The organism is Paraburkholderia nodosa DSM 21604 (assembly GCF_000519185.1).
In the GTDB taxonomy this organism is placed as follows: domain Bacteria; phylum Pseudomonadota; class Gammaproteobacteria; order Burkholderiales; family Burkholderiaceae; genus Paraburkholderia; species Paraburkholderia nodosa.
Map to the genome: position 1 here is coordinate 307,777 of NZ_JAFA01000005.1, position 16,565 is coordinate 324,341.

Consider the following 16,565-nt stretch of genomic DNA (forward strand, 5'->3'; position numbering starts at 1 on the left):
GTCTGCCGCTAATGCAGGCGAGATGGAAAAGCAATCCGGGCGGTCGGACCGCCCGAACGGCGCGTGCGGAAAGGGTCCGCTCTCGCGCCGGCACGTTCACGAATTCCCGGCAGGCCGATGAATACCGTTCAGTCGAATCCACAGGAAGCAGGCGAGGGCGCCGAGGGTGCCGACGGCTCCCACGATTTTGGGCGCCGCAATCCGCTCGAGATCGGCGTCCAGCTACGCAATCTCGTCAATCGCGGCGACTTCCTGACCCTCCAGTATCGCGGCGGACAGCTCGTCACGCGCATTCTGGCCGTCAACGGACGCGAGCGCACTTTCGTGTTCGACTGGGGCGCGATGCCCGAGCAGAACACCGGCGTGCTCGCGGCGCCCGAGTGCCTGTTCCACGCCTCGCCCGACGGCGTACGCGTGGAGTTCAAGACGGCTACGCCGCGGCGCACCGAGTTCGAAGGGCACCCAGCGTTCGAAGCCGATTTCCCCGAAGTGCTGTTCTACGTGCAGCGGCGCGAGTACTTCCGCGTCGACACGCCCGTGCTCGAGCCGTGCATTTGCCGCGGCGAGCTGCCGAGCGGCGGCCCGCGCTTCGCGTACGAGGTGCATGACCTCTCGCTCGGCGGCCTCGGGCTGCGTACGACCGAGGAGCGCGTGGCGGATCTCGCCATGGGCCTCGTGCTGCCCGACGTCGAACTCGACCTGCGCGCGCACGGCAAGCTGCGCGTGGATCTCGCGCTCGTCGTGCTGCGTTTCATCGATCTGCCCAACGGCGACCGCCGCTATCACATGGGCTTTCGCTTCGACGCGCTGCCCGGCGCCTCCGAGAACACGCTGCAGCGCTATATCACGCAGCTCGAGATGAAGCGCCGCGCGCTCGCGCGTGCCTGAGCGTTACCGCGTCACCCGCACGATCCGCAACACCCTGGCCGGCGCAGCGCATGTTGCGCCGGTTTGCCCGCCGCGCGGCGGGCGCGCACGCCCGCGCACGCTAACGTTTTCGCCCCCATCGGGCGCTCAATTTTTGCAGTGCGTTGCCGTTATACCGTGAGTACACCACGCGGTTTGCCAGGGGGGCAGGCCGCTTTCGAGGATCACGCATGTCCAACATTTTCTCGATCGGTCTGAGCGGCCTGCAGGCGGCGCAGATTGGTATCTCGACCACCGGCGAGAACATCAGCAACTCGACGACCGCGGGCTACACCGTCGAGAAGCCGGTGTACCAGGAATCGGCAGGCCAGTACACGTCGAACGGCTATCTCGGCAGCGGCGTCACCACCGCCACCGTGCAGCGCGCCTACAGCCAGTACCTCACGACGGCCGTCAACAATGCGCAGACGGCCAGCAGTTCGTACACGGCTTCGTACAACCTCGCCACGCAGCTCTCGAACCTCGTGGGCAGCCCGACCTCGGGCATCGCCACCGCGATCACGAACTTCTTCACGGGCCTGCAGAACGTCTCGAATTCGCCTTCGGATACCGCAGCGCGGCAAACCGTGCTCTCCGACGCGCAGACGCTCGCCACCCAGATCAACGCCGCGAGCCAGCAGTACGACGCGATGCGCCAGAGCGTGAACACGCAGCTCACGAGCGCGGTCTCGCAAATCAACACCTACACGCAGCAGATCGCGAGCCTCAACGCGCAGATCACCTCCGCGAGCTCGGGCGGCCAGCAGCCGAACCAGCTGCTCGATCAGCGCGATCAAGCGGTCGCGAACCTCTCGCAGCTCGTGGGCGTACAGGTCGTGCAGGGCAGCACCGGCTACAGCGTGTTCCTCGGCAACGGCCAGCCGCTCGTGGTCAGCAGCCAGAGCTACAACCTCGGCACGCAGCCTTCGAGCACCAACCCGCAGGAACTGGCCGTGACCTGGCAGGGCCTGAATGGCGCGAGCGCCGCATCGCAAGGCGCGCCGCAGGTGCTGTCGTCGGCCGCACTGCAGGGCGGCACCGTGGGCGGCCTGGTTTCGTTCGTCTCGTCCACGCTCGATCCGGCGGAGTCGCAACTGGGCGCGATCGTGACGAGCTTCGCCGCGCAGGTGAACTCGCAGAACGCACTCGGTCTCACGCTCTCGGGCGGCGCGGGCGGCAATCTGTTCACGGTGGGCAACCCGCTCGTCACGGCCAGCTCGACGAATCCCGACACGCAGACCACGGTCAGCGCGACGCTCACGAACAGCACGCAGCCGCTCACCGACAACTACAAGCTGAGCTACGACGGCACGAACTGGAACCTCACCGACACGACGACGAACTCGCTGGTCGCGACCCAGCCGAACGGCACCGCGCCGATCACGATCGGCGGCTTTTCGATTACGCCTTCGGGGACGGTGAGCGCGGGCGACTCGTTCATGATCCAGCCGACGGCCGGCGCGCTCGCGAGCTTCTCGGTCGCGACCAGCGACCCCGCGGCCATCGCGGCGGCCACGCCGGTCGTCGTGTCGGCGTCCACGAAGAACGCAGGCACGGCTACGGTTTCGCAGGGCACGGTCGGCGCAGGTTACTCGACCAGCGCGCTGCCCGTCACGCTCTCATACGCCTCGACGAGCACCACGACCGGCACGCTGAGCGGTTTCCCCGTCGGTTCGAAGGTGCAGGTCACCGTGGCCGGCTCGAGCACGCCGACAACGTACACGATCACGAGCAACACGACGCCGGTGAGCTACGACGCCACCACGGGCGCGACGATCGCCATCATGGATTCCACGGGCACCGTCACGAACGCAAGCTTCACGATGACGGGCACCCCCTCCAACAACGACACGTTCACGGTGGCGGGCAACAAGAGCGGCACGCAGGACGGCCGCAACGCACTCGCGATCGCGAACCTCACGTCGAGCACGGCGTACACGGGATCGACCACGCTCACCACGGCGTATGCGAACTACGTGAACTCGATCGGCGACACGGCAAGCCAGCTCAAGGCGTCGAACACGTCGCAGCAGTCGCTCGTGACGCAGCTCACGTCGCAGCAGCAGTCGGTGCAGGGTGTGAACCTCGACGAAGAAGCGGCGAACCTGCTGCAGTATCAGCAGCTCTATCAGGCCAACAGCAAGGTGATCCAGACAGCGGCGTCGCTGTTCCAGACCCTGCTCGGCATTTTCCAGTGAGGCGCTGACCCATGCGTATCGCGACTTCCCAGATTTTTTCCTCCAGTCTGTCGACGATGGAGAACCAGCAGTCCCAGCTCCTCCAGGTCCAGCAGCAGATCTCGACCGGCGTGGCGATTTCGAACCCGGCGGACAATCCGCTCGGCGCCGCGCAGGCCGTGACGCTTTCTGCGACGAGCGCGACGCTCACGCAGTACTCGTCGAACCAGACCACGGCGCTCACCGCGCTGCAGCTCGAGGACACGACGCTCTCGAGCGTGACGAGCACGATGCAGAGCATCCACTCGCTCATCATCGAAGCGCAGAACGGCTCGCTCACGGACCAGGCGCGCCAGGCGATCGCCCAGCAGATGCAAGGCGACCGCAACCAGCTGCTCACGCTCGCCAACACCACGGACGGCGCGGGCAACTACATCTTCTCCGGCTTCCAGAGCACCTCGCAGGTGTTCTCGAACAAGTCGGGCGGCGGCGTGACCTACAACGGCGACGCGGGCCAGCGCGTGATGCAGGTGGCCGGCACGCGCAACATCGCGGTCGGCGACACGGGCACGACGGTATTCCAGAGTGTGCAGGCCGTGGGTTCGGCCAACGTGGCCTCGGGCAATTCGTCGAACACGGGCACGGGCGTGATCAGCGGCGTGACGGTGACGGACCCGACCCAGGCGACCAACAACGACAACTACTCGATCGCGTTCGCCACCGACGCGACCACGGGTGCGCTCACCTACACGGTGACCGACAACAGCGCCAGCCCCGCGACGACGACGACGCCGGCCAACTACACCGCAGGCAATGCGATCTCGCTCGGCTCGGGCATGAGCGTGACGATGTCGGGTACGCCCAGCGCGGGCGACTCGTTCTCGGTCACGCCCGCCACGGCGTCGCAGAACACGGACGTGTTCGCGAGCATCGACAGCATCATCGCCGCGCTGAACACGCCCACGAGCGGCTCCACCGCCGCGGTCGCCAACCTCAATAACGCGCTGAACACCGGCCTCACGCAGATCGGCAACTCGCTCTCGAACGTGATCACGGTGCAGGCTTCCGTGGGCGGCCGCGAGCAGGAAGTGAAGGCGCTGCAAACGGTCACGTCGACCAACTCGCTGCAGGTCACGTCGAACCTCTCCGACCTCACGAGCACCGACACGGTGGCCGCGATCAGCCAGTTCGAGCAGCTGTCGAACGCGCTCACGGCTTCGCAGAAGAGTTTTGCCGCCACGCAGAATCTCTCGCTGTTCCAGTACATCAATCCTTGATCACGAGGCATTGAGCGGTCGAAAAAAAAGCGGACTTCGGTCCGCTTTTTTATTGCCCTGCACGCGCGGTGCGAAGCCGGTTTTAACCGTGCGGCCGCAGTGCGGCCGCCACGCGGCCCATCTGGTCGATGCCGCTGTCGAACAGGCGCGCGAAGTAGGGAATCAGGTTCGGCATCATGAGCTGGATGAGCAGCAGGCCCACGAGCATCGTGAGCGCGAAGCCGATCTGGAAGATACCGATCTGCGGGGCCGCGCGGTTCAGAATGCCGAGCGACAGATTGGTGATGAGAAGCGCGACCACCACCGGCAGCGAGAGCAGCAGGCCAGAGGTGAGGATCGTCGTGCCATAGTTGGCGATCAGCTGCCAGCCCGAGGCGCCGAGCACGCTCGCCGTAACCGGCAGCGTCTGGAACGTGGCGACGAGCGCCGCGATCATCTGCAGATGACCGTCGAACGCGAGGAAGGCGAGCATCGCCATCATGTTCAGCCACGAGGAGAGTGCGGGCGAGCTGGTGTTGGCCTGCGGGTCGAAGAAGCTCGCGAAGCCCAGGCCCATGCCGAGGCTCATCATGTCGCCCGCCGCGGTGACGACCGCGAACACGAGCTGCATCGTGAAGCCGAGCGCCACGCCGATCAGGAACTGGTTGACGAGGATCCACACGCCCTCGGCGGAAAACACCGTGACCTGCGGCATGGCGCCGAGCGTGGGCGCGACGATCAGCGTGATGAAGCCCGCGAGGCCGATCTTCACGCGCGTCGGCACGGAGCGGTTGCCCACCACGGGCGCGATCGCCACGAGCGCCAGAATGCGCGTGAACGGCCAGAGGAAGGCCGTGAGCCAGGCGTTGAGCTGCGCGTAGGTGACCGTAAACATCGTGTGCCGGAAGAATTGCGCCGAACGCGCAGGGGGCGGCCGGGGCTGCGCCTAGCCCGCGAGCTGCGGAATGCTCGTGAAGATGCGGTGCATGTAGTCGAGCATCGTCGTGAGCATCCACGGGCCGGCGATCACGAGCGTGACCGCGATGGCGGCCAGCTTCGGGATGAATGCGAGCGTGGATTCGTTGATCTGCGTGGCCGCCTGGAAAAGGCTCACCACCAGACCCACCACGAGCGCGACGAGCAGGAGCGGCGCGGCAAGCAGGAGCGCCACATACATCGCCTCGTGGGAGAGCGTCATGACCATTTCGGGCGTCATGTCAGTGTCCTCAGGTAAAGCTCTGCGCGAGCGAGCCGATCAGCAGTTGCCAGCCGTCCACCAGCACGAACAGCATGAGTTTGAACGGCAGCGAAATTGTCGAGGGCGAGACCATCATCATACCCATCGACATCAGCACGCTCGCCACCACCAGGTCGATGATGAGAAACGGAATGAAGACCGTGAAGCCGATCTGGAAGCCCGTCTTCAGCTCGCTCGTGACGAACGAGGGCACGAGCAGCGTGAGCGGCACGTCCTCGGGGCCCTGCATGGGCGCCGCGTGCGAGATGCGCGCGAAGAGCGCGAGGTCGGACTCGCGGGTCTGGCGCAGCATGAAGGTCTTGAAGGGTGCGACGCCGCGCGTCACGGCGTCGTCCATCGAAATCGTGCCGGCCGCGAACGGCTTGTAGCCGTCGTTGTAGGCCTTGTCGAGCACCGGCGACATCACGAACAGCGTGAGAAAGAGCGCGAGGCCCACGAGCACCTGGTTGGGCGGCGTGGTCGTCGTGCCGATCGCCTGGCGCAACAGCGAGAGCACGATGATGATGCGCGTGAAGCTCGTCATCATCAGCACCATCGCCGGCAGGAACGACAGCATCGTGAGCAGCAGCATCGTCTGCACGCTCAGCGAGTAGGTCGTGCCGCCGTTGGGGCCCGGGCTCGTGTTGAAGGCGGGCAGGCCCGCCGGCTGTGCCGCCTGGGCGTGCGCGAGGTGCGGCAGCGCGAGGGCGAAGGCGCCCGCGCCGAGCATCAGCGCGAACGGGAGCGCCGTTCTGGCGATCTTCGCGAGGGTAGCCGCGCGCGCGCGGACATCGCCGCCTGCGTTCGGCGCATGAAGGGAACTGCCGTGCATTTACTGCGCTCCGCCGTCGTGACGCATGAAACGCGCGTTGATGCGTTTGTTCGCCTCGCTTTTCAGCGCGTCACGAAAGCGCTGTGCGAAGGTGCCCGAGAGGGCGGGGGCGTTGGGAGCGGCCGCCGCGGCGCCTGCGGGAAGTTCGCCCGCGGGCAGCGTGTGGAGCAGGCGCACGTTGCCGGGCGCGGCGCCCAGCACGAGCCAGGTGTCGCCGATCTCGACTACGGCCACGCGCTCCTTGCCGCCGAGCGATGCGCCGCCCACGGTCCTCACGAGCGCGTTCTTCGGACCGCCTTGCAGGCCGAGACGCCGCGCGAGCCAGGCGCAGCCGAACACCACGGCGATCACGAGCGCCAGACCCAGCACCGTCTGCACGACCGCGCCGAAGCCGAGCGAGGGGACCGCGCTGCCGGCGATCACGGCGGAGGCGCCGGAAGCACCCGATGCCGCGCGCGTGGCTTCGTTGACCGCCTGAAGGTCGGCGGCTCGCGCGCTCATGACCGCGAAAACGGCGGCGCCGGCGAGCGAGAGGTGTACGGCGAGGCGCCACGAGAATCGCAGCACGCGCGCGCCGCGGGACTTCCGCGTGCGCTGCGTGCTGGTGCCAGAATCGGCGCCAGAGGCGGTGCCAGAGGCGGTGCCAGAGGCGGTGCCAGAAGCGGCGCCGGGAACAGCCTGGGGTTTCATCGGTTCAGCTTCCGGATCCGCTCGGACGGCGTGATGATGTCGGTGAGACGGATGCCGAACTTGTCGTTCACGACCACCACTTCGCCCTGGGCGATGAGGCAGCCGTTCACGAGCACGTCCATCGGCTCGCCGGCCATGCCGTCGAGTTCCACGACCGAGCCCTGTGCGAGCTGCAGCAGGTTGCGGATGGCGATCTTGGTGCGGCCCAGCTCCACGGTCATCTGGACGGGAATGTCCAGAATCATGTCGATGTCGTTGGCCGTCCTGGTCGAATCGACCTTCGAGAGCGGCTGGAACACGGCCGCCGGTTGCGCGGCGGGCGCTTCGTTGCTGTTCTGCTCGGCAAGCGCGCTCGCCCAGTCGTCCATCGAGTCGCCGCCCGCTTCCTGCACCGCGGCGTCGAAACCCGGGTCGAGCACCGGCTCGTCTGCGCTCGTGCCGTTGATGTCACTCATATCCACCTTCCTTCATCGTGTCGGCTGCGCTGATCATCTTCTGGACCCGCAACGCGTATTGACCATTGAAAATTCCGTAGCCGCACTCCATCACGGGCACGCCGTCCACCTTGGCGGTGATGTGCTCCGCGATGTTCATGGGTAGCACGTCGCCCTTCTTCATGTTCAGGATCTGCTCGAACGTGACGGGCACCTGCGCGAGGTCGGCCGTGAGCTCGACTTCGGCGGCCTGCACCTGCTGCGAGAGCACGCGCACCCAGCGGCGGTCCACGTCGAGCACTTCGCCTTGCAGCGGCGAGGAGAGCACGTCGCGGATCGGCTCGATCATCGAGTAGGGCATGCAGATGTGCAGCGTGCCGCCCGTCGGCCCGAATTCGATCGAGAACTGCGTGACGATCACGATCTCGTTGGGCGTGGCAACGTTTGCGAACTGCGTATGCATTTCAGAACGCACGTATTCGAACTGCAGCGGCCGCACGCTTTTCCACGCGGACATGTAGTGCTCGAACACGAGATTGAGCAGCTTGCCGATGATGCGCTGCTCGGTCTGCGTGAAGTCGCGGCCTTCCACTCGCGTGTGAAAGCGCCCGTCGCCGCCGAACAGGTTGTCCACGACGAAGAACACGAGGTTCGGGTCGAACACGAACAGCGACGTGCCGCGCAGCGGCTTCACGTGCACGAGGTTCAGGTTCGTCGGGATCGGCAGGTTGCGGGTGAACTCGCTGTACTTCTGCACGCGCACCGGACCGACCGAGATTTCGGCGGTGCGGCGCATGAAATTGAAGATGCCGACGCGCAACAGGCGCGCAAAGCGCTCGTTGATGATTTCGAGGCCGGGCATCCGGCCGCGAACGATACGTTCCTGCGTCGCGATGTTGTAGGGCCGAACGCCCTTGTTATCGGAGCCGCCCGAATCGGAATCGACTTCGCCGGTGACGCCTTTGAGGAGGGCATCGACCTCCTCCTGGGACATGAACTCGTCGTGACCCATCGTCATGATGACTGGCCCTCCATCGCGGGAATCATGTCAGCCACGCTCACTGGACGACGAATTCGGTGAACAGCACGTCGTCGACGTGCATCGGCTTCTCGTTCGCGCCCGCAGGCTGCGAGATCAGCACGGCGAGTTCCGTGGCGAGCGCCCGCTTGCCGTCGAGCGGCGCGAGGTCGGACGGATGCTTGTTCGAGAGCGCGAGCAGCAGGCGGCTGCGGATCTCGGGCATGCGCGCGACGAGCGCGTCCTGGGTGGCCTGGCTGTCGAGCTTGAGCGTGAGGCCGATGCGCAGGTAGTGCGATTCGCCGTCGTCGGACTGCAGATTGACGGTCATCGGTTCGAGCGCGTAGTACACGGGCATTGCCGGGGGCGCGGCGGCCGGCGTGGCCGGCGCGCTCGCCGCGTGGCGCGACATGAAGAACCACGTCGCGCCGCCCGCCGCGGCGGCGGCGAGGATCGCAATGAGCGCGATGACGAGAATGCGCTTCATCGGTCCGGGTTTCGCGCCCTGGGGCGCGGCTTGCTGGGATGCGGTGGTGGTCGCCATGTCGAAAAGTCAGCCTGGATGCTTGCAAGGGTCCGGGGCACCGACCTGGTGGTCAGTCCGGGCATGCTGCATTGTTCCGGCTTTTGCCTTTCAGCGATGGGAGGAATAGACGGGGGAATTCCGGCTATCTCGTGGTTTTGTTGCGCGTCGCGGCAAACCGCGTGCACGGGGGCGCGATGTCAGCGCACGCAGCCGCTGGGCGCGGCTGCGCTGCCCGAACGCGCCGAACGTGCCGGGCAGTTCAGGCAGGGTGAGGAGAAAGGGTCAGGCGAACGTGTCGATCAGACCGACGGAGCGCGTCGTGCCGCTCGTGACGCTGCTCGTGTCGTCCACGGCGTCCGTTGCGGCGAGCGTGCTGCCCGAGCCCGAACCGGAACCGCCGGAGCGGCCCGAACCGCGGCCGTCCTGCTGCGCCTGCTGGTTCATCTGCCGCGAGAAGCCGTCGCTCACGCTCGCGCTGCCAAGGCCGATGCCGTTTTGCTCCATCGCCTCGCGCAGCTTCGGCAGGGCCGCCTCGACGGCCTCGCGCACCTGCTGGTGCTGCGAGACGAAGAGGGCGTGGGCGTGGGTGTCCGAGACCTGCAGCACGACCTGGAGCGGGCCGAGATCCTTCGGATTGAGCGTGAGTTCCGCCGACTGCTGGTGCGCGTTCGAGAGGAACACGACCTTCTGGCTGAGCGCGTCTTCCCAGGCGTTCGTGCCGACCTGCGGCGTGATCGACGCGGAGGCGGCGGCCGCAGCCGCCGGATTCGCGGTTGCGCTGACCGCCTGGGCGGCCTGGGCCTGCGCGGCCGTCGCGGCGGCGACCGCTGCGGCCTGGGTGGCGGCGAGCGCGTCGGTCGTCGCGGTGCTCGCCGTGGCGTCGGTCTGCGTGGCGGCGCCTGCCTGCTGCTGCGCCGCTGCCGTGAGCGCGTCGGTGGCGGCCTTCGCGGCGTCGGTCGCGGTGGTCGTGGCGCCCTTGGCCGCGTCGGCGCTCGCGCCGCTGCTCGCGGCCGTGCTGAACGCCTTGCTTTGGGCGGTCGCGCTCAAATGCGAGGCGAAGCTGCTGACGATGTTCGAACCCGAGCCCGTGCTGGACGTGGTTGCGCCATTCGCCGCCGAACCGGCCGTGCTCACCGCATGCGTAGCGAGCGTACCCGCGCCGCCGCGCAGTTGCGCGAGCGCGGCTTGCAGGGCGTCGTGCACCGACTTCGAGTTGCTGCTCGCGGCGCTGCCCGTGGCCGTGCCGTCGCCTGCCGCCCCGGCGGCGGCCGTGGCTGCCGTGGCGGCCGCTGCTGCCGCGGCGGAGGCGACGCCGGCGAGCGTGCTGTCGCTGCTCGTCTGGCTGCCGTCGGCGTTCGCGTCGGTGCTCGTGTCGTCCTGGGTCTGCTGGGTCTGCTGGCCCTGCTGCGCCTGCTGGGCCTGCGCGGCGGCGGCTTGTGCGCCTGCGTCGGCGGCCTGCTTTTGCTGGGCGCGCGCGGCGGCGGCGCGGCGATCGGCGCCCGACGTGCCCTGCGAGGCCTGGCTCGAGTTCGAGCTAGAGCTAGAGCTAGAGCTAGAGGTCTGCGAGGTGTTGCTGCTGCTTTGCGAAGCGCTGCTGCTCGACGCGTTCGAGTTCGACTGCGCGGACGCATTCGATTGCGCGCTTTGCGCCGCCTGGGCGTTCTGGCTGGCCTGCGCGCTTTGTGCGTTCATCTGCTGCTGCAGCGTCTGCGCGAAGCCCTGGCTGGCGGCATCTGCCTGGCTGATGGAGTTCGACGCCGTGTTCGACACGGCGTTCGATGCGGAATTGCCCGTCACCGCGTCGGCGGCGGCGCCGAGCAGCGAGGAAACGGTAGAGAGGAGCGACATGCTGGCGGCCTCGAAAACGTGTTACGGATGTTGCGACGTTCGCATGCGCGTCACGCGGGCGGCATGCTCGTCGGTGTCGCGCTGTTCGCGGCGGGCGTCCTTGCTGGCCTGCACATCGTCGTGGCGGGTTTGCAGGACTTCGTACGAGCCGAGCTTCTGCTTGCTGCGCTGCCACTCGGGCTTGGCGGCCTCCACGCGCGCGGTGGCCTGCTCGAGCAGGCGCCGCTGCTGTTCGATCGCCGCGTCGAGCGTGTCGATGAACGCCTGGAAGTTGCGCACGTTGCCCGCGGCCATGCCGCTGCGCGCCGATTCGGTGAAACGCGTGTGGTACTCGTCACGGTAGGTAATGAGCGCCTCAAGCTGCTTTTCGACCTCGACGCGCTCGCGCTGCACGCGGCCGAGCTTTTGCGTGGCGGCGTCGACGTCGTCTTGCGCGAGGCCGATCAAGGTTTGCAGCGCGGTCTGTTTCGTCATGTCCTGGCTCCAATCAGCTGGCCGAGCATCTCGACGCTCTGATCATAGTTCGCGGTTTCGCGAAAACCCTGCTGAAGAAAGGCCTCGATGCGCGGATACAGCGCGATCGCGCGGTCGAGCACGGCGTCGCGCCCGCTCACGTACGCACCCACGTTGATGAGGTCGCGGTTGCGCTGGTAGCGCGAAAGCATCTGCTTGAGCGCGCGCGTCTGGTTCAGATGCTGGTCGTCGATCAGCGCGGTCATCGCGCGGCTGATCGAGGCCTCGATGTCGATGGCCGGATAGTGCCCCGCTTCGGCGAGCGCGCGCGAGAGCACGATATGGCCGTCGAGAATCGCGCGCGCCGAGTCGGCGATCGGGTCCTGCTGATCGTCGCCTTCGGTGAGCACGGTGTAGAACGCGGTGATCGAGCCGCCGCCCTCGGGGCCGTTGCCGGTGCGCTCGACGAGCGCCGGCAGCTTGGCGAACACCGAAGGCGGATAGCCCTTGGTCGCGGGCGGCTCGCCGATGGCGAGCGCGATCTCGCGCTGCGCCATCGCATAGCGCGTGAGCGAGTCCATGAGCAGCAGCACGTGCTTGCCCTGGTCGCGAAAATATTCGGCCAGCGACGTCGTGTACGCGGCGGCCTGCAAGCGCAGCAGCGGCGAAACGTCGGCGGGCGCGGCCACGACAACCGAGCGCGCGAGGCCGTCAACGCCGAGGATCTGCTCGATGAATTCCTTGACTTCGCGGCCCCGCTCGCCGATCAGGCCGATCACGATGACTTCCGCGCTGGTCGCGCGCGCCATGGTGCCGAGCAGCACCGATTTACCGACGCCCGAGCCCGCGAAGAGGCCCATACGCTGGCCGCGCCCGACCGTGAGCAGCGAGTTGATCGCGCGCACGCCCACGTCGAGCACCTTGTGGATCGGCTCGCGGTTCAGCGGATTGATGACGGGCGCGGTGAGCGGCGCGTCGGCTTCGGTGTTCAAGGGGCCCAGGCCGTCGAGCGGGCGCCCCGAGGCATCGACCACGCGGCCGAGCATGCCCCAGCCCACCGGCAGCCGCTTCGCGCCCGCCTTCGGGTCGGCGATCGGTGCGGTTTCCAGCGGCCAGACGCGCGCGCCGGGCAACAGGCCCGCGACTTCGGTCGTCGGCATCAGGAAGAGTTTGTCGCCGCCGAAGCCGACCACTTCCGCTTCGGCCATCGGCAGCGAGCTGCCCGGCGGCAGTTCGATCATCACCTCGGCGCCCACGGCGAGGCGCAGCCCCACGGCTTCGAGCACGAGGCCCGCCGCGCGCGTGAGACGCCCGCAGCCGCGCAGCGGCAGGGCGAGCGCATTGCGCTCGCGCACGCCGCGCAGTTGCGCGTTCCACGTGGTCAGGAACGGGTTGGCCGGGTCGTAGTTCGCCGGCGGCGCGTAGGGCGCGGGCGGGACTTCGGCCGCGAGCGGCGCGCCGTGATCCGTCAGGCCCGGCGGCGCATCGGCCGCGTCCGCGGCAAGCGCGGCGTCGATCGCGTCGACGGCGCCCAGCTCGCGTGCCTCGCGCCCGGTCGGTTTGCCCGGGAGGTCGAGGTCGCCCACGAGCAGCGCGCCAAGGTGCGCGGGGTCGCTCGCGAGCGGGCCGAACGAGGCGAGTGCGAGTTCCTGCTCGAGCGGCGTGAGACCGCCCGTGTGGATGGTCTGATGGCTCGGCGGCTGGGGGTGGTTCACCATGGCCGTGCCTTGCCGAGCGCGGCCGTCACGCGCTCCCAGCGCGTGCGGATGCTGGCGTCGGTTTCGCCCGTCGCGGCCTGCGCGCGGCAGCCGCCGCGCTCGATCGTCGGGTCGGTGCGCACGCTCCAGCCGCGCGCCTGAAGGTCGTCCAGCAGATAAGCCTCGACGATCGGCAGATCGGCGGGGCTCACCACGAGCTGCGGGGACCCGGCGAGCTGCGGCTCGGCCACGAGCACTTCGCGCGCGACCGCGACGAGCGCCGTCGGGTCGTGCTGAACGTGCTGGCGCACGACCTGCTGCGCGATATCGAGCGCCAGTTCCACGAGCGTCTCGGCCACGCCGGCTTGCGCCGTTTCGAGCGCGTCGCTAAAGCGGCTGGCGAGCGCCGCGAGCTGCGCCGCTTGCGCGCGCGCCTCGGTCTGGCCCTGCTCGAAGCCTTGCTGGCGGCCCTGTTCGTGCCCGGCCTGATAACCGAGCGCCTGACCCGCCACGTGGCCGGACCGGAGCCCCTCCTGGTGGGCCGCGTCGCGCAGCGCGTGCAGCTGGGCCTCGAACGCGGCGGTCTCGTCGGGCGTGGGCGGCGGCGGCGGGGGAGGCGCCGGGTCGAACGAGGCCATCTCCCAGCGCTGGTACGCCGAGCGATGGCTGTTCGCGGAGCTGGTGTCAGACATAAGCGTCTTCTGCCTTGCCGCCTAGAACGATCTGGCCGCTCTCGGCGAGGTTGCGCACGATCTGCAGGATGCGGCGCTGCTGTGCCTCGACTTCCGACACGCGTACCGGACCGCGCGCGTCGAGGTCTTCGGCGAGCAGTTCGGCCGCACGCTGCGACATGTTCGAGAGGAACTTGGTACGCAGCGCGGGCGGCGCACCCTTGAGCGAAATGATGAGCGACTCCGACTCGACTTCCTTGAGCAGCAGCTGGATCGCGCGATCTTCGAGGTCGAGCAGGTTCTCGAACACGAACATCTGATCGATGATCTTTTGCGCGAGTTCCGCGTCGTACTGGCGGACGTTCTCGATCACCCCTTCTTCGTGCTGGCTCGTCATGAAGTTGAGGATTTCGGCCGCCGTGCGGATGCCGCCCATCGGGCTGCGCTTGAGGTTGTCGCTGCCCGAGAGGAGGTTCGTGAGCACGTCGTCGAGCTCGCGCAGCGCCTGCGGCTGGATGCCGTCGAGCGTCGCGATACGCAGCAGCACGTCGTTGCGCAGGCGCTCGGTGAAGCACGAAGCGATTTCCGAGGCCTGGTCGCGGTCGAGGTGCACGAGAATCGTCGCGATGATCTGCGGGTGCTCGTTCTTGATGAGTTCGGCCACCGACCCCGAATCCATCCACTTGAGGCCTTCAATGCCGCTCGTGTCGCCGCCTTGCAGAATGCGGTCGATGATCGCGCCGGCCTTGTCCTCGCCCAGCGCCTTGTTGAGCACGTTGCGGATGTAGTCGTTCGAGTCGAGCGAGAAGGCGGTGTGCTGTTCGGCTTCCTTGACGAAGTCCTGCAGCACGATCTCGATCTCTTCGCGCTTGACGTTCTTGAGCGCCGCCATGGCGGCGCCGATTTTCTGCACTTCGCGCGGACCGAGGAACTTGAAGACCTCGGAGGCCTCTTGCTCGCCGATCGACATGAGCAGCAGCGCGCTCTTGGTTGCGCCTTCAGCGTTCATCGTTCACCCAGCTTTTCACGACGGTTGCGACGATCTTCGGATCCTGGCGCGCGATGTTGCGCGCGTATTCCAGGTTGCGTTCGAACTTGTTCTTCTCGTTTTCGAAGGCGAGCAGGGCGGCTTCGCTTTCCGCGTTGTCTTCGCCTTCCGCGCCGGCGCCGCCCAGGCGCACGGCTTCGGGGAGACCGTCGAGCAGCAGCGGCTCGCCGTCGGCCATGCCGGGCAGCGAGGGCGCAACCGGCTCGGGCGGCGGGAACGCGCGGCGCAGCGCCGGCTTCACCATCACGAAATAGAGGAAGAGAGCCACCGCGCCAATGCCGAGCCACGTCGCAATCTGCCTGGCAAGGGCGAGGATGTCGGGTTGACGCCACCACGGCAGGTTGGCGTTCGGGTCGACTTCGGTCTGGAACGCGGCATTCACCACGTTCACCGAGTCGCCGCGCTTGGCGTCGTAGCCCATGGCGTCCTTCACGAGCTGTTCGACCTGGGCGAGCTTCTGCGCGTCGAGCGGCTGCATGGTGGCGTGGCCCTTGGCGTCCACCTTCGGCTGATAGTTCACGATCACGGCGACCGACAGGCGCTTCACGTCGCCCGGCGCCTGGCTGTAGTGGCGCACGGTCTTGTCGAGCTCGTAGTTCGTGGTGGTGTCGCGATGATCGGAGACCGGCACCGGCGCCGACGCGCCGTTCGCACCCGCCGGCGCGCTAACGGGCGCCGAGGCCGGCTGCGGCGGCTGGTTCGTGAGCGCGCCGGGCACGCCGCCCGCGCCGCTTTGCTGCATTTCCGTCGAAATGTTCTGCTGCTGGCTGCGGATGGCGGCGGCCTGCGGGTTGGCGTTCGGACCGTAGGCTTCGGAGGTCTGCTCGAGCTTCGAGAAGTCGAGGTCGGCGCTCACCTGCGAGCGTGCGTTGCCGGCGCCGAACAGCGGTGCGAGGATCGCGTCGATGCGCGCCTGGGTGTCGTGCTCGACCTGGCGCATGTACTTGAGCTGCGAGGCGTCGAGGCCCACGCCCGTGGCGCTCTGGGTGAGGAGGTTGCCGTCCTGGTCGACCACCGTCACGTTGCGCACCGGCAAGTCCGGCACGGCCGAAGCCACCATGTGCGTGATCGCGGCGACCTGGCCGTCGTCGAGAATGCGGCCCGGATACAGGTTCACGAGCACCGAGGCGGAGGGCGCTTCGCGCTCGCGCACGAACACCGAAGGCTTCGGAATGGCCAGATGCACGCGCGCCGACTTCACGCTCGCGATCGACTGGATCGTTTGCTCGAGCTCGCCTTCGAGCGCGCGCTGGTAGTTCACCTGCTCGGCGAACTGGCTGATGCCGAACTTCTGGTTGTCCATCAGCTCGAAGCCGACCGAGCCGTTCTTCGGCAGGCCCTGGGAGGCGAGACGCAGGCGCATTTCGTTGACCTGCTCGGCGGGCACGAGAATGGCGCCGCCGGCGTCCGAGAACTTGTAGGGAACGTTTGCGGCCTGGAGCGCGGTAATGATGGCGCCGCCGTCGCGATCCGACAGGTTGCTGTACAGCACCTTGTAGTCGGGCGCGCGCGACCACAGCACGAGACCCGCGACCACGGCCACGAGCACCGCCACGGCAAAAATGAGCGGCGCGCGCGGGTTGCCGCGCACGTTGCGCAACGACGAGAGCGAGCCGAAGCGTTGCGCGAAACCGCCGCCGAGGTCATCCGCGCCGCCCAGGCCTGCGCCCGCGCCAGCGCCGGGCGCGGCGCCCGCGCCAGAGGTGGCGAGGCCCATGCGGGCGTCGGGGTTGATCAAAGAATTGGCAGTCGAATCCATGCGACGGGTATCT

16 protein-coding genes are annotated in these 16,565 nt (G+C 67.7%); 3 read left to right on the forward strand and 13 right to left on the reverse strand.

The features are described 5' to 3' along the window. Positions 1 to 117: 117 nt before the first annotated feature. From A3CW_RS0109635 to flgL, 3 genes are all read left to right on the forward strand, one after another. Positions 118 to 888, forward strand: coding sequence for a flagellar brake protein (locus tag A3CW_RS0109635; protein WP_028203371.1), 771 nt, complete (start codon positions 118 to 120; stop codon positions 886 to 888). A 209-nt stretch (positions 889 to 1,097) separates the two neighbouring features. Beyond that, a complete protein-coding gene (gene flgK / locus A3CW_RS0109640; protein ID WP_028203372.1) occupies positions 1,098 to 3,104 on the forward strand; it encodes a flagellar hook-associated protein FlgK in 2,007 nt (668 codons plus the stop codon). Between the two features lie 11 nt (positions 3,105 to 3,115). Then, positions 3,116 to 4,360 (forward strand): flagellar hook-associated protein FlgL, encoded by a 1,245-nt coding sequence (flgL, locus tag A3CW_RS0109645; protein ID WP_028203373.1) that lies wholly within the window; start codon positions 3,116 to 3,118, stop codon positions 4,358 to 4,360. Between the two features lie 82 nt (positions 4,361 to 4,442). Here the strand turns inward: flgL and fliR are convergent, their stop codons facing one another. From fliR to fliF, 13 genes are all read right to left on the reverse strand, one after another. Continuing rightward, on the reverse strand, positions 4,443 to 5,234 hold the full coding sequence (fliR, locus tag A3CW_RS0109650; RefSeq protein ID WP_028203374.1) for a flagellar biosynthetic protein FliR: 792 nt from the start codon (positions 5,232 to 5,234) through the stop codon (positions 4,443 to 4,445). Between the two features lie 51 nt (positions 5,235 to 5,285). After that, positions 5,286 to 5,555 carry a flagellar biosynthesis protein FliQ gene (gene fliQ / locus A3CW_RS0109655; RefSeq protein WP_028203375.1) on the reverse strand — a complete coding sequence of 90 codons (270 nt, stop codon included), beginning with the start codon at positions 5,553 to 5,555 and terminating at the stop codon, positions 5,286 to 5,288. Positions 5,556 to 5,565: 10 nt separating this feature from the next. Further along, a complete protein-coding gene (gene fliP / locus A3CW_RS0109660; protein WP_245623582.1) occupies positions 5,566 to 6,306 on the reverse strand; it encodes a flagellar type III secretion system pore protein FliP in 741 nt (246 codons plus the stop codon). Between the two features lie 102 nt (positions 6,307 to 6,408). Then, the gene (gene fliO, locus A3CW_RS0109665) at positions 6,409 to 6,909 is read right to left on the reverse strand and encodes a flagellar biosynthetic protein FliO (protein ID WP_051481358.1); all 501 of its coding nucleotides are present in this window, start codon (positions 6,907 to 6,909) and stop codon (positions 6,409 to 6,411) included. Between the two features lie 185 nt (positions 6,910 to 7,094). Beyond that, complete coding sequence (fliN, locus tag A3CW_RS0109670) at positions 7,095 to 7,553, reverse strand: flagellar motor switch protein FliN (RefSeq protein WP_028203378.1); 459 nt, start codon at positions 7,551 to 7,553, stop codon at positions 7,095 to 7,097. Next, the gene (gene fliM / locus A3CW_RS0109675) at positions 7,546 to 8,544 is read right to left on the reverse strand and encodes a flagellar motor switch protein FliM (RefSeq protein WP_028203379.1); all 999 of its coding nucleotides are present in this window, start codon (positions 8,542 to 8,544) and stop codon (positions 7,546 to 7,548) included. The genes fliN and fliM overlap by 8 nt, the downstream gene beginning before the upstream one ends. 46 nt (positions 8,545 to 8,590) lie before the next feature. Then, entirely contained in the window at positions 8,591 to 9,094 is a 504-nt protein-coding gene (gene fliL / locus A3CW_RS0109680) for a flagellar basal body-associated protein FliL (protein ID WP_028203380.1), read from the reverse strand. A 264-nt stretch (positions 9,095 to 9,358) separates the two neighbouring features. Beyond that, the gene (locus A3CW_RS0109685; RefSeq protein ID WP_028203381.1) at positions 9,359 to 10,924 is read right to left on the reverse strand and encodes a flagellar hook-length control protein FliK; all 1,566 of its coding nucleotides are present in this window, start codon (positions 10,922 to 10,924) and stop codon (positions 9,359 to 9,361) included. 21 nt (positions 10,925 to 10,945) lie between these two features. Continuing rightward, entirely contained in the window at positions 10,946 to 11,398 is a 453-nt protein-coding gene (gene fliJ / locus A3CW_RS0109690) for a flagellar export protein FliJ (protein WP_028203382.1), read from the reverse strand. Then, positions 11,395 to 13,095, reverse strand: a complete 1,701-nt coding sequence (gene fliI, locus A3CW_RS0109695; protein ID WP_051481340.1) for a flagellar protein export ATPase FliI — start codon at positions 13,093 to 13,095, stop codon at positions 11,395 to 11,397. Before fliI ends, fliJ begins: the two co-directional genes overlap by 4 nt. Then, positions 13,089 to 13,766, reverse strand: a complete 678-nt coding sequence (fliH, locus tag A3CW_RS0109700; protein ID WP_028203384.1) for a flagellar assembly protein FliH — start codon at positions 13,764 to 13,766, stop codon at positions 13,089 to 13,091. The genes fliI and fliH overlap by 7 nt, the downstream gene beginning before the upstream one ends. Beyond that, positions 13,759 to 14,754, reverse strand: coding sequence for a flagellar motor switch protein FliG (gene fliG / locus A3CW_RS0109705; protein ID WP_028203385.1), 996 nt, complete (start codon positions 14,752 to 14,754; stop codon positions 13,759 to 13,761). Before fliG ends, fliH begins: the two co-directional genes overlap by 8 nt. Further along, on the reverse strand, positions 14,744 to 16,552 hold the full coding sequence (gene fliF, locus A3CW_RS0109710) for a flagellar basal-body MS-ring/collar protein FliF (protein ID WP_028203386.1): 1,809 nt from the start codon (positions 16,550 to 16,552) through the stop codon (positions 14,744 to 14,746). The genes fliG and fliF overlap by 11 nt, the downstream gene beginning before the upstream one ends. Positions 16,553 to 16,565: the final 13 nt, after the last annotated feature.

Coding starts and splice junctions, on each gene's coding strand:
- flgL (WP_028203373.1), top strand. CDS start 3,116: ATGCGTATCGCGACTTCCCAGATTTTTTCCTCCAGTCTGTCGACGATG.
- fliO (WP_051481358.1), bottom strand. CDS start 6,909: ATGAGCGCGCGAGCCGCCGACCTTCAGGCGGTCAACGAAGCCACGCGC.
- fliP (WP_245623582.1), bottom strand. CDS start 6,306: ATGCTCGGCGCGGGCGCCTTCGCCCTCGCGCTGCCGCACCTCGCGCAC.
- A3CW_RS0109685 (WP_028203381.1), bottom strand. CDS start 10,924: ATGTCGCTCCTCTCTACCGTTTCCTCGCTGCTCGGCGCCGCCGCCGAC.
- A3CW_RS0109635 (WP_028203371.1), top strand. CDS start 118: ATGAATACCGTTCAGTCGAATCCACAGGAAGCAGGCGAGGGCGCCGAG.
- fliN (WP_028203378.1), bottom strand. CDS start 7,553: ATGAGTGACATCAACGGCACGAGCGCAGACGAGCCGGTGCTCGACCCG.
- fliH (WP_028203384.1), bottom strand. CDS start 13,766: ATGTCTGACACCAGCTCCGCGAACAGCCATCGCTCGGCGTACCAGCGC.
- fliM (WP_028203379.1), bottom strand. CDS start 8,544: ATGGGTCACGACGAGTTCATGTCCCAGGAGGAGGTCGATGCCCTCCTC.
- fliR (WP_028203374.1), bottom strand. CDS start 5,234: ATGTTTACGGTCACCTACGCGCAGCTCAACGCCTGGCTCACGGCCTTC.
- fliL (WP_028203380.1), bottom strand. CDS start 9,094: ATGGCGACCACCACCGCATCCCAGCAAGCCGCGCCCCAGGGCGCGAAA.
- fliJ (WP_028203382.1), bottom strand. CDS start 11,398: ATGACGAAACAGACCGCGCTGCAAACCTTGATCGGCCTCGCGCAAGAC.
- fliG (WP_028203385.1), bottom strand. CDS start 14,754: ATGAACGCTGAAGGCGCAACCAAGAGCGCGCTGCTGCTCATGTCGATC.
- flgK (WP_028203372.1), top strand. CDS start 1,098: ATGTCCAACATTTTCTCGATCGGTCTGAGCGGCCTGCAGGCGGCGCAG.
- fliQ (WP_028203375.1), bottom strand. CDS start 5,555: ATGACGCCCGAAATGGTCATGACGCTCTCCCACGAGGCGATGTATGTG.
- fliI (WP_051481340.1), bottom strand. CDS start 13,095: ATGGTGAACCACCCCCAGCCGCCGAGCCATCAGACCATCCACACGGGC.
- fliF (WP_028203386.1), bottom strand. CDS start 16,552: ATGGATTCGACTGCCAATTCTTTGATCAACCCCGACGCCCGCATGGGC.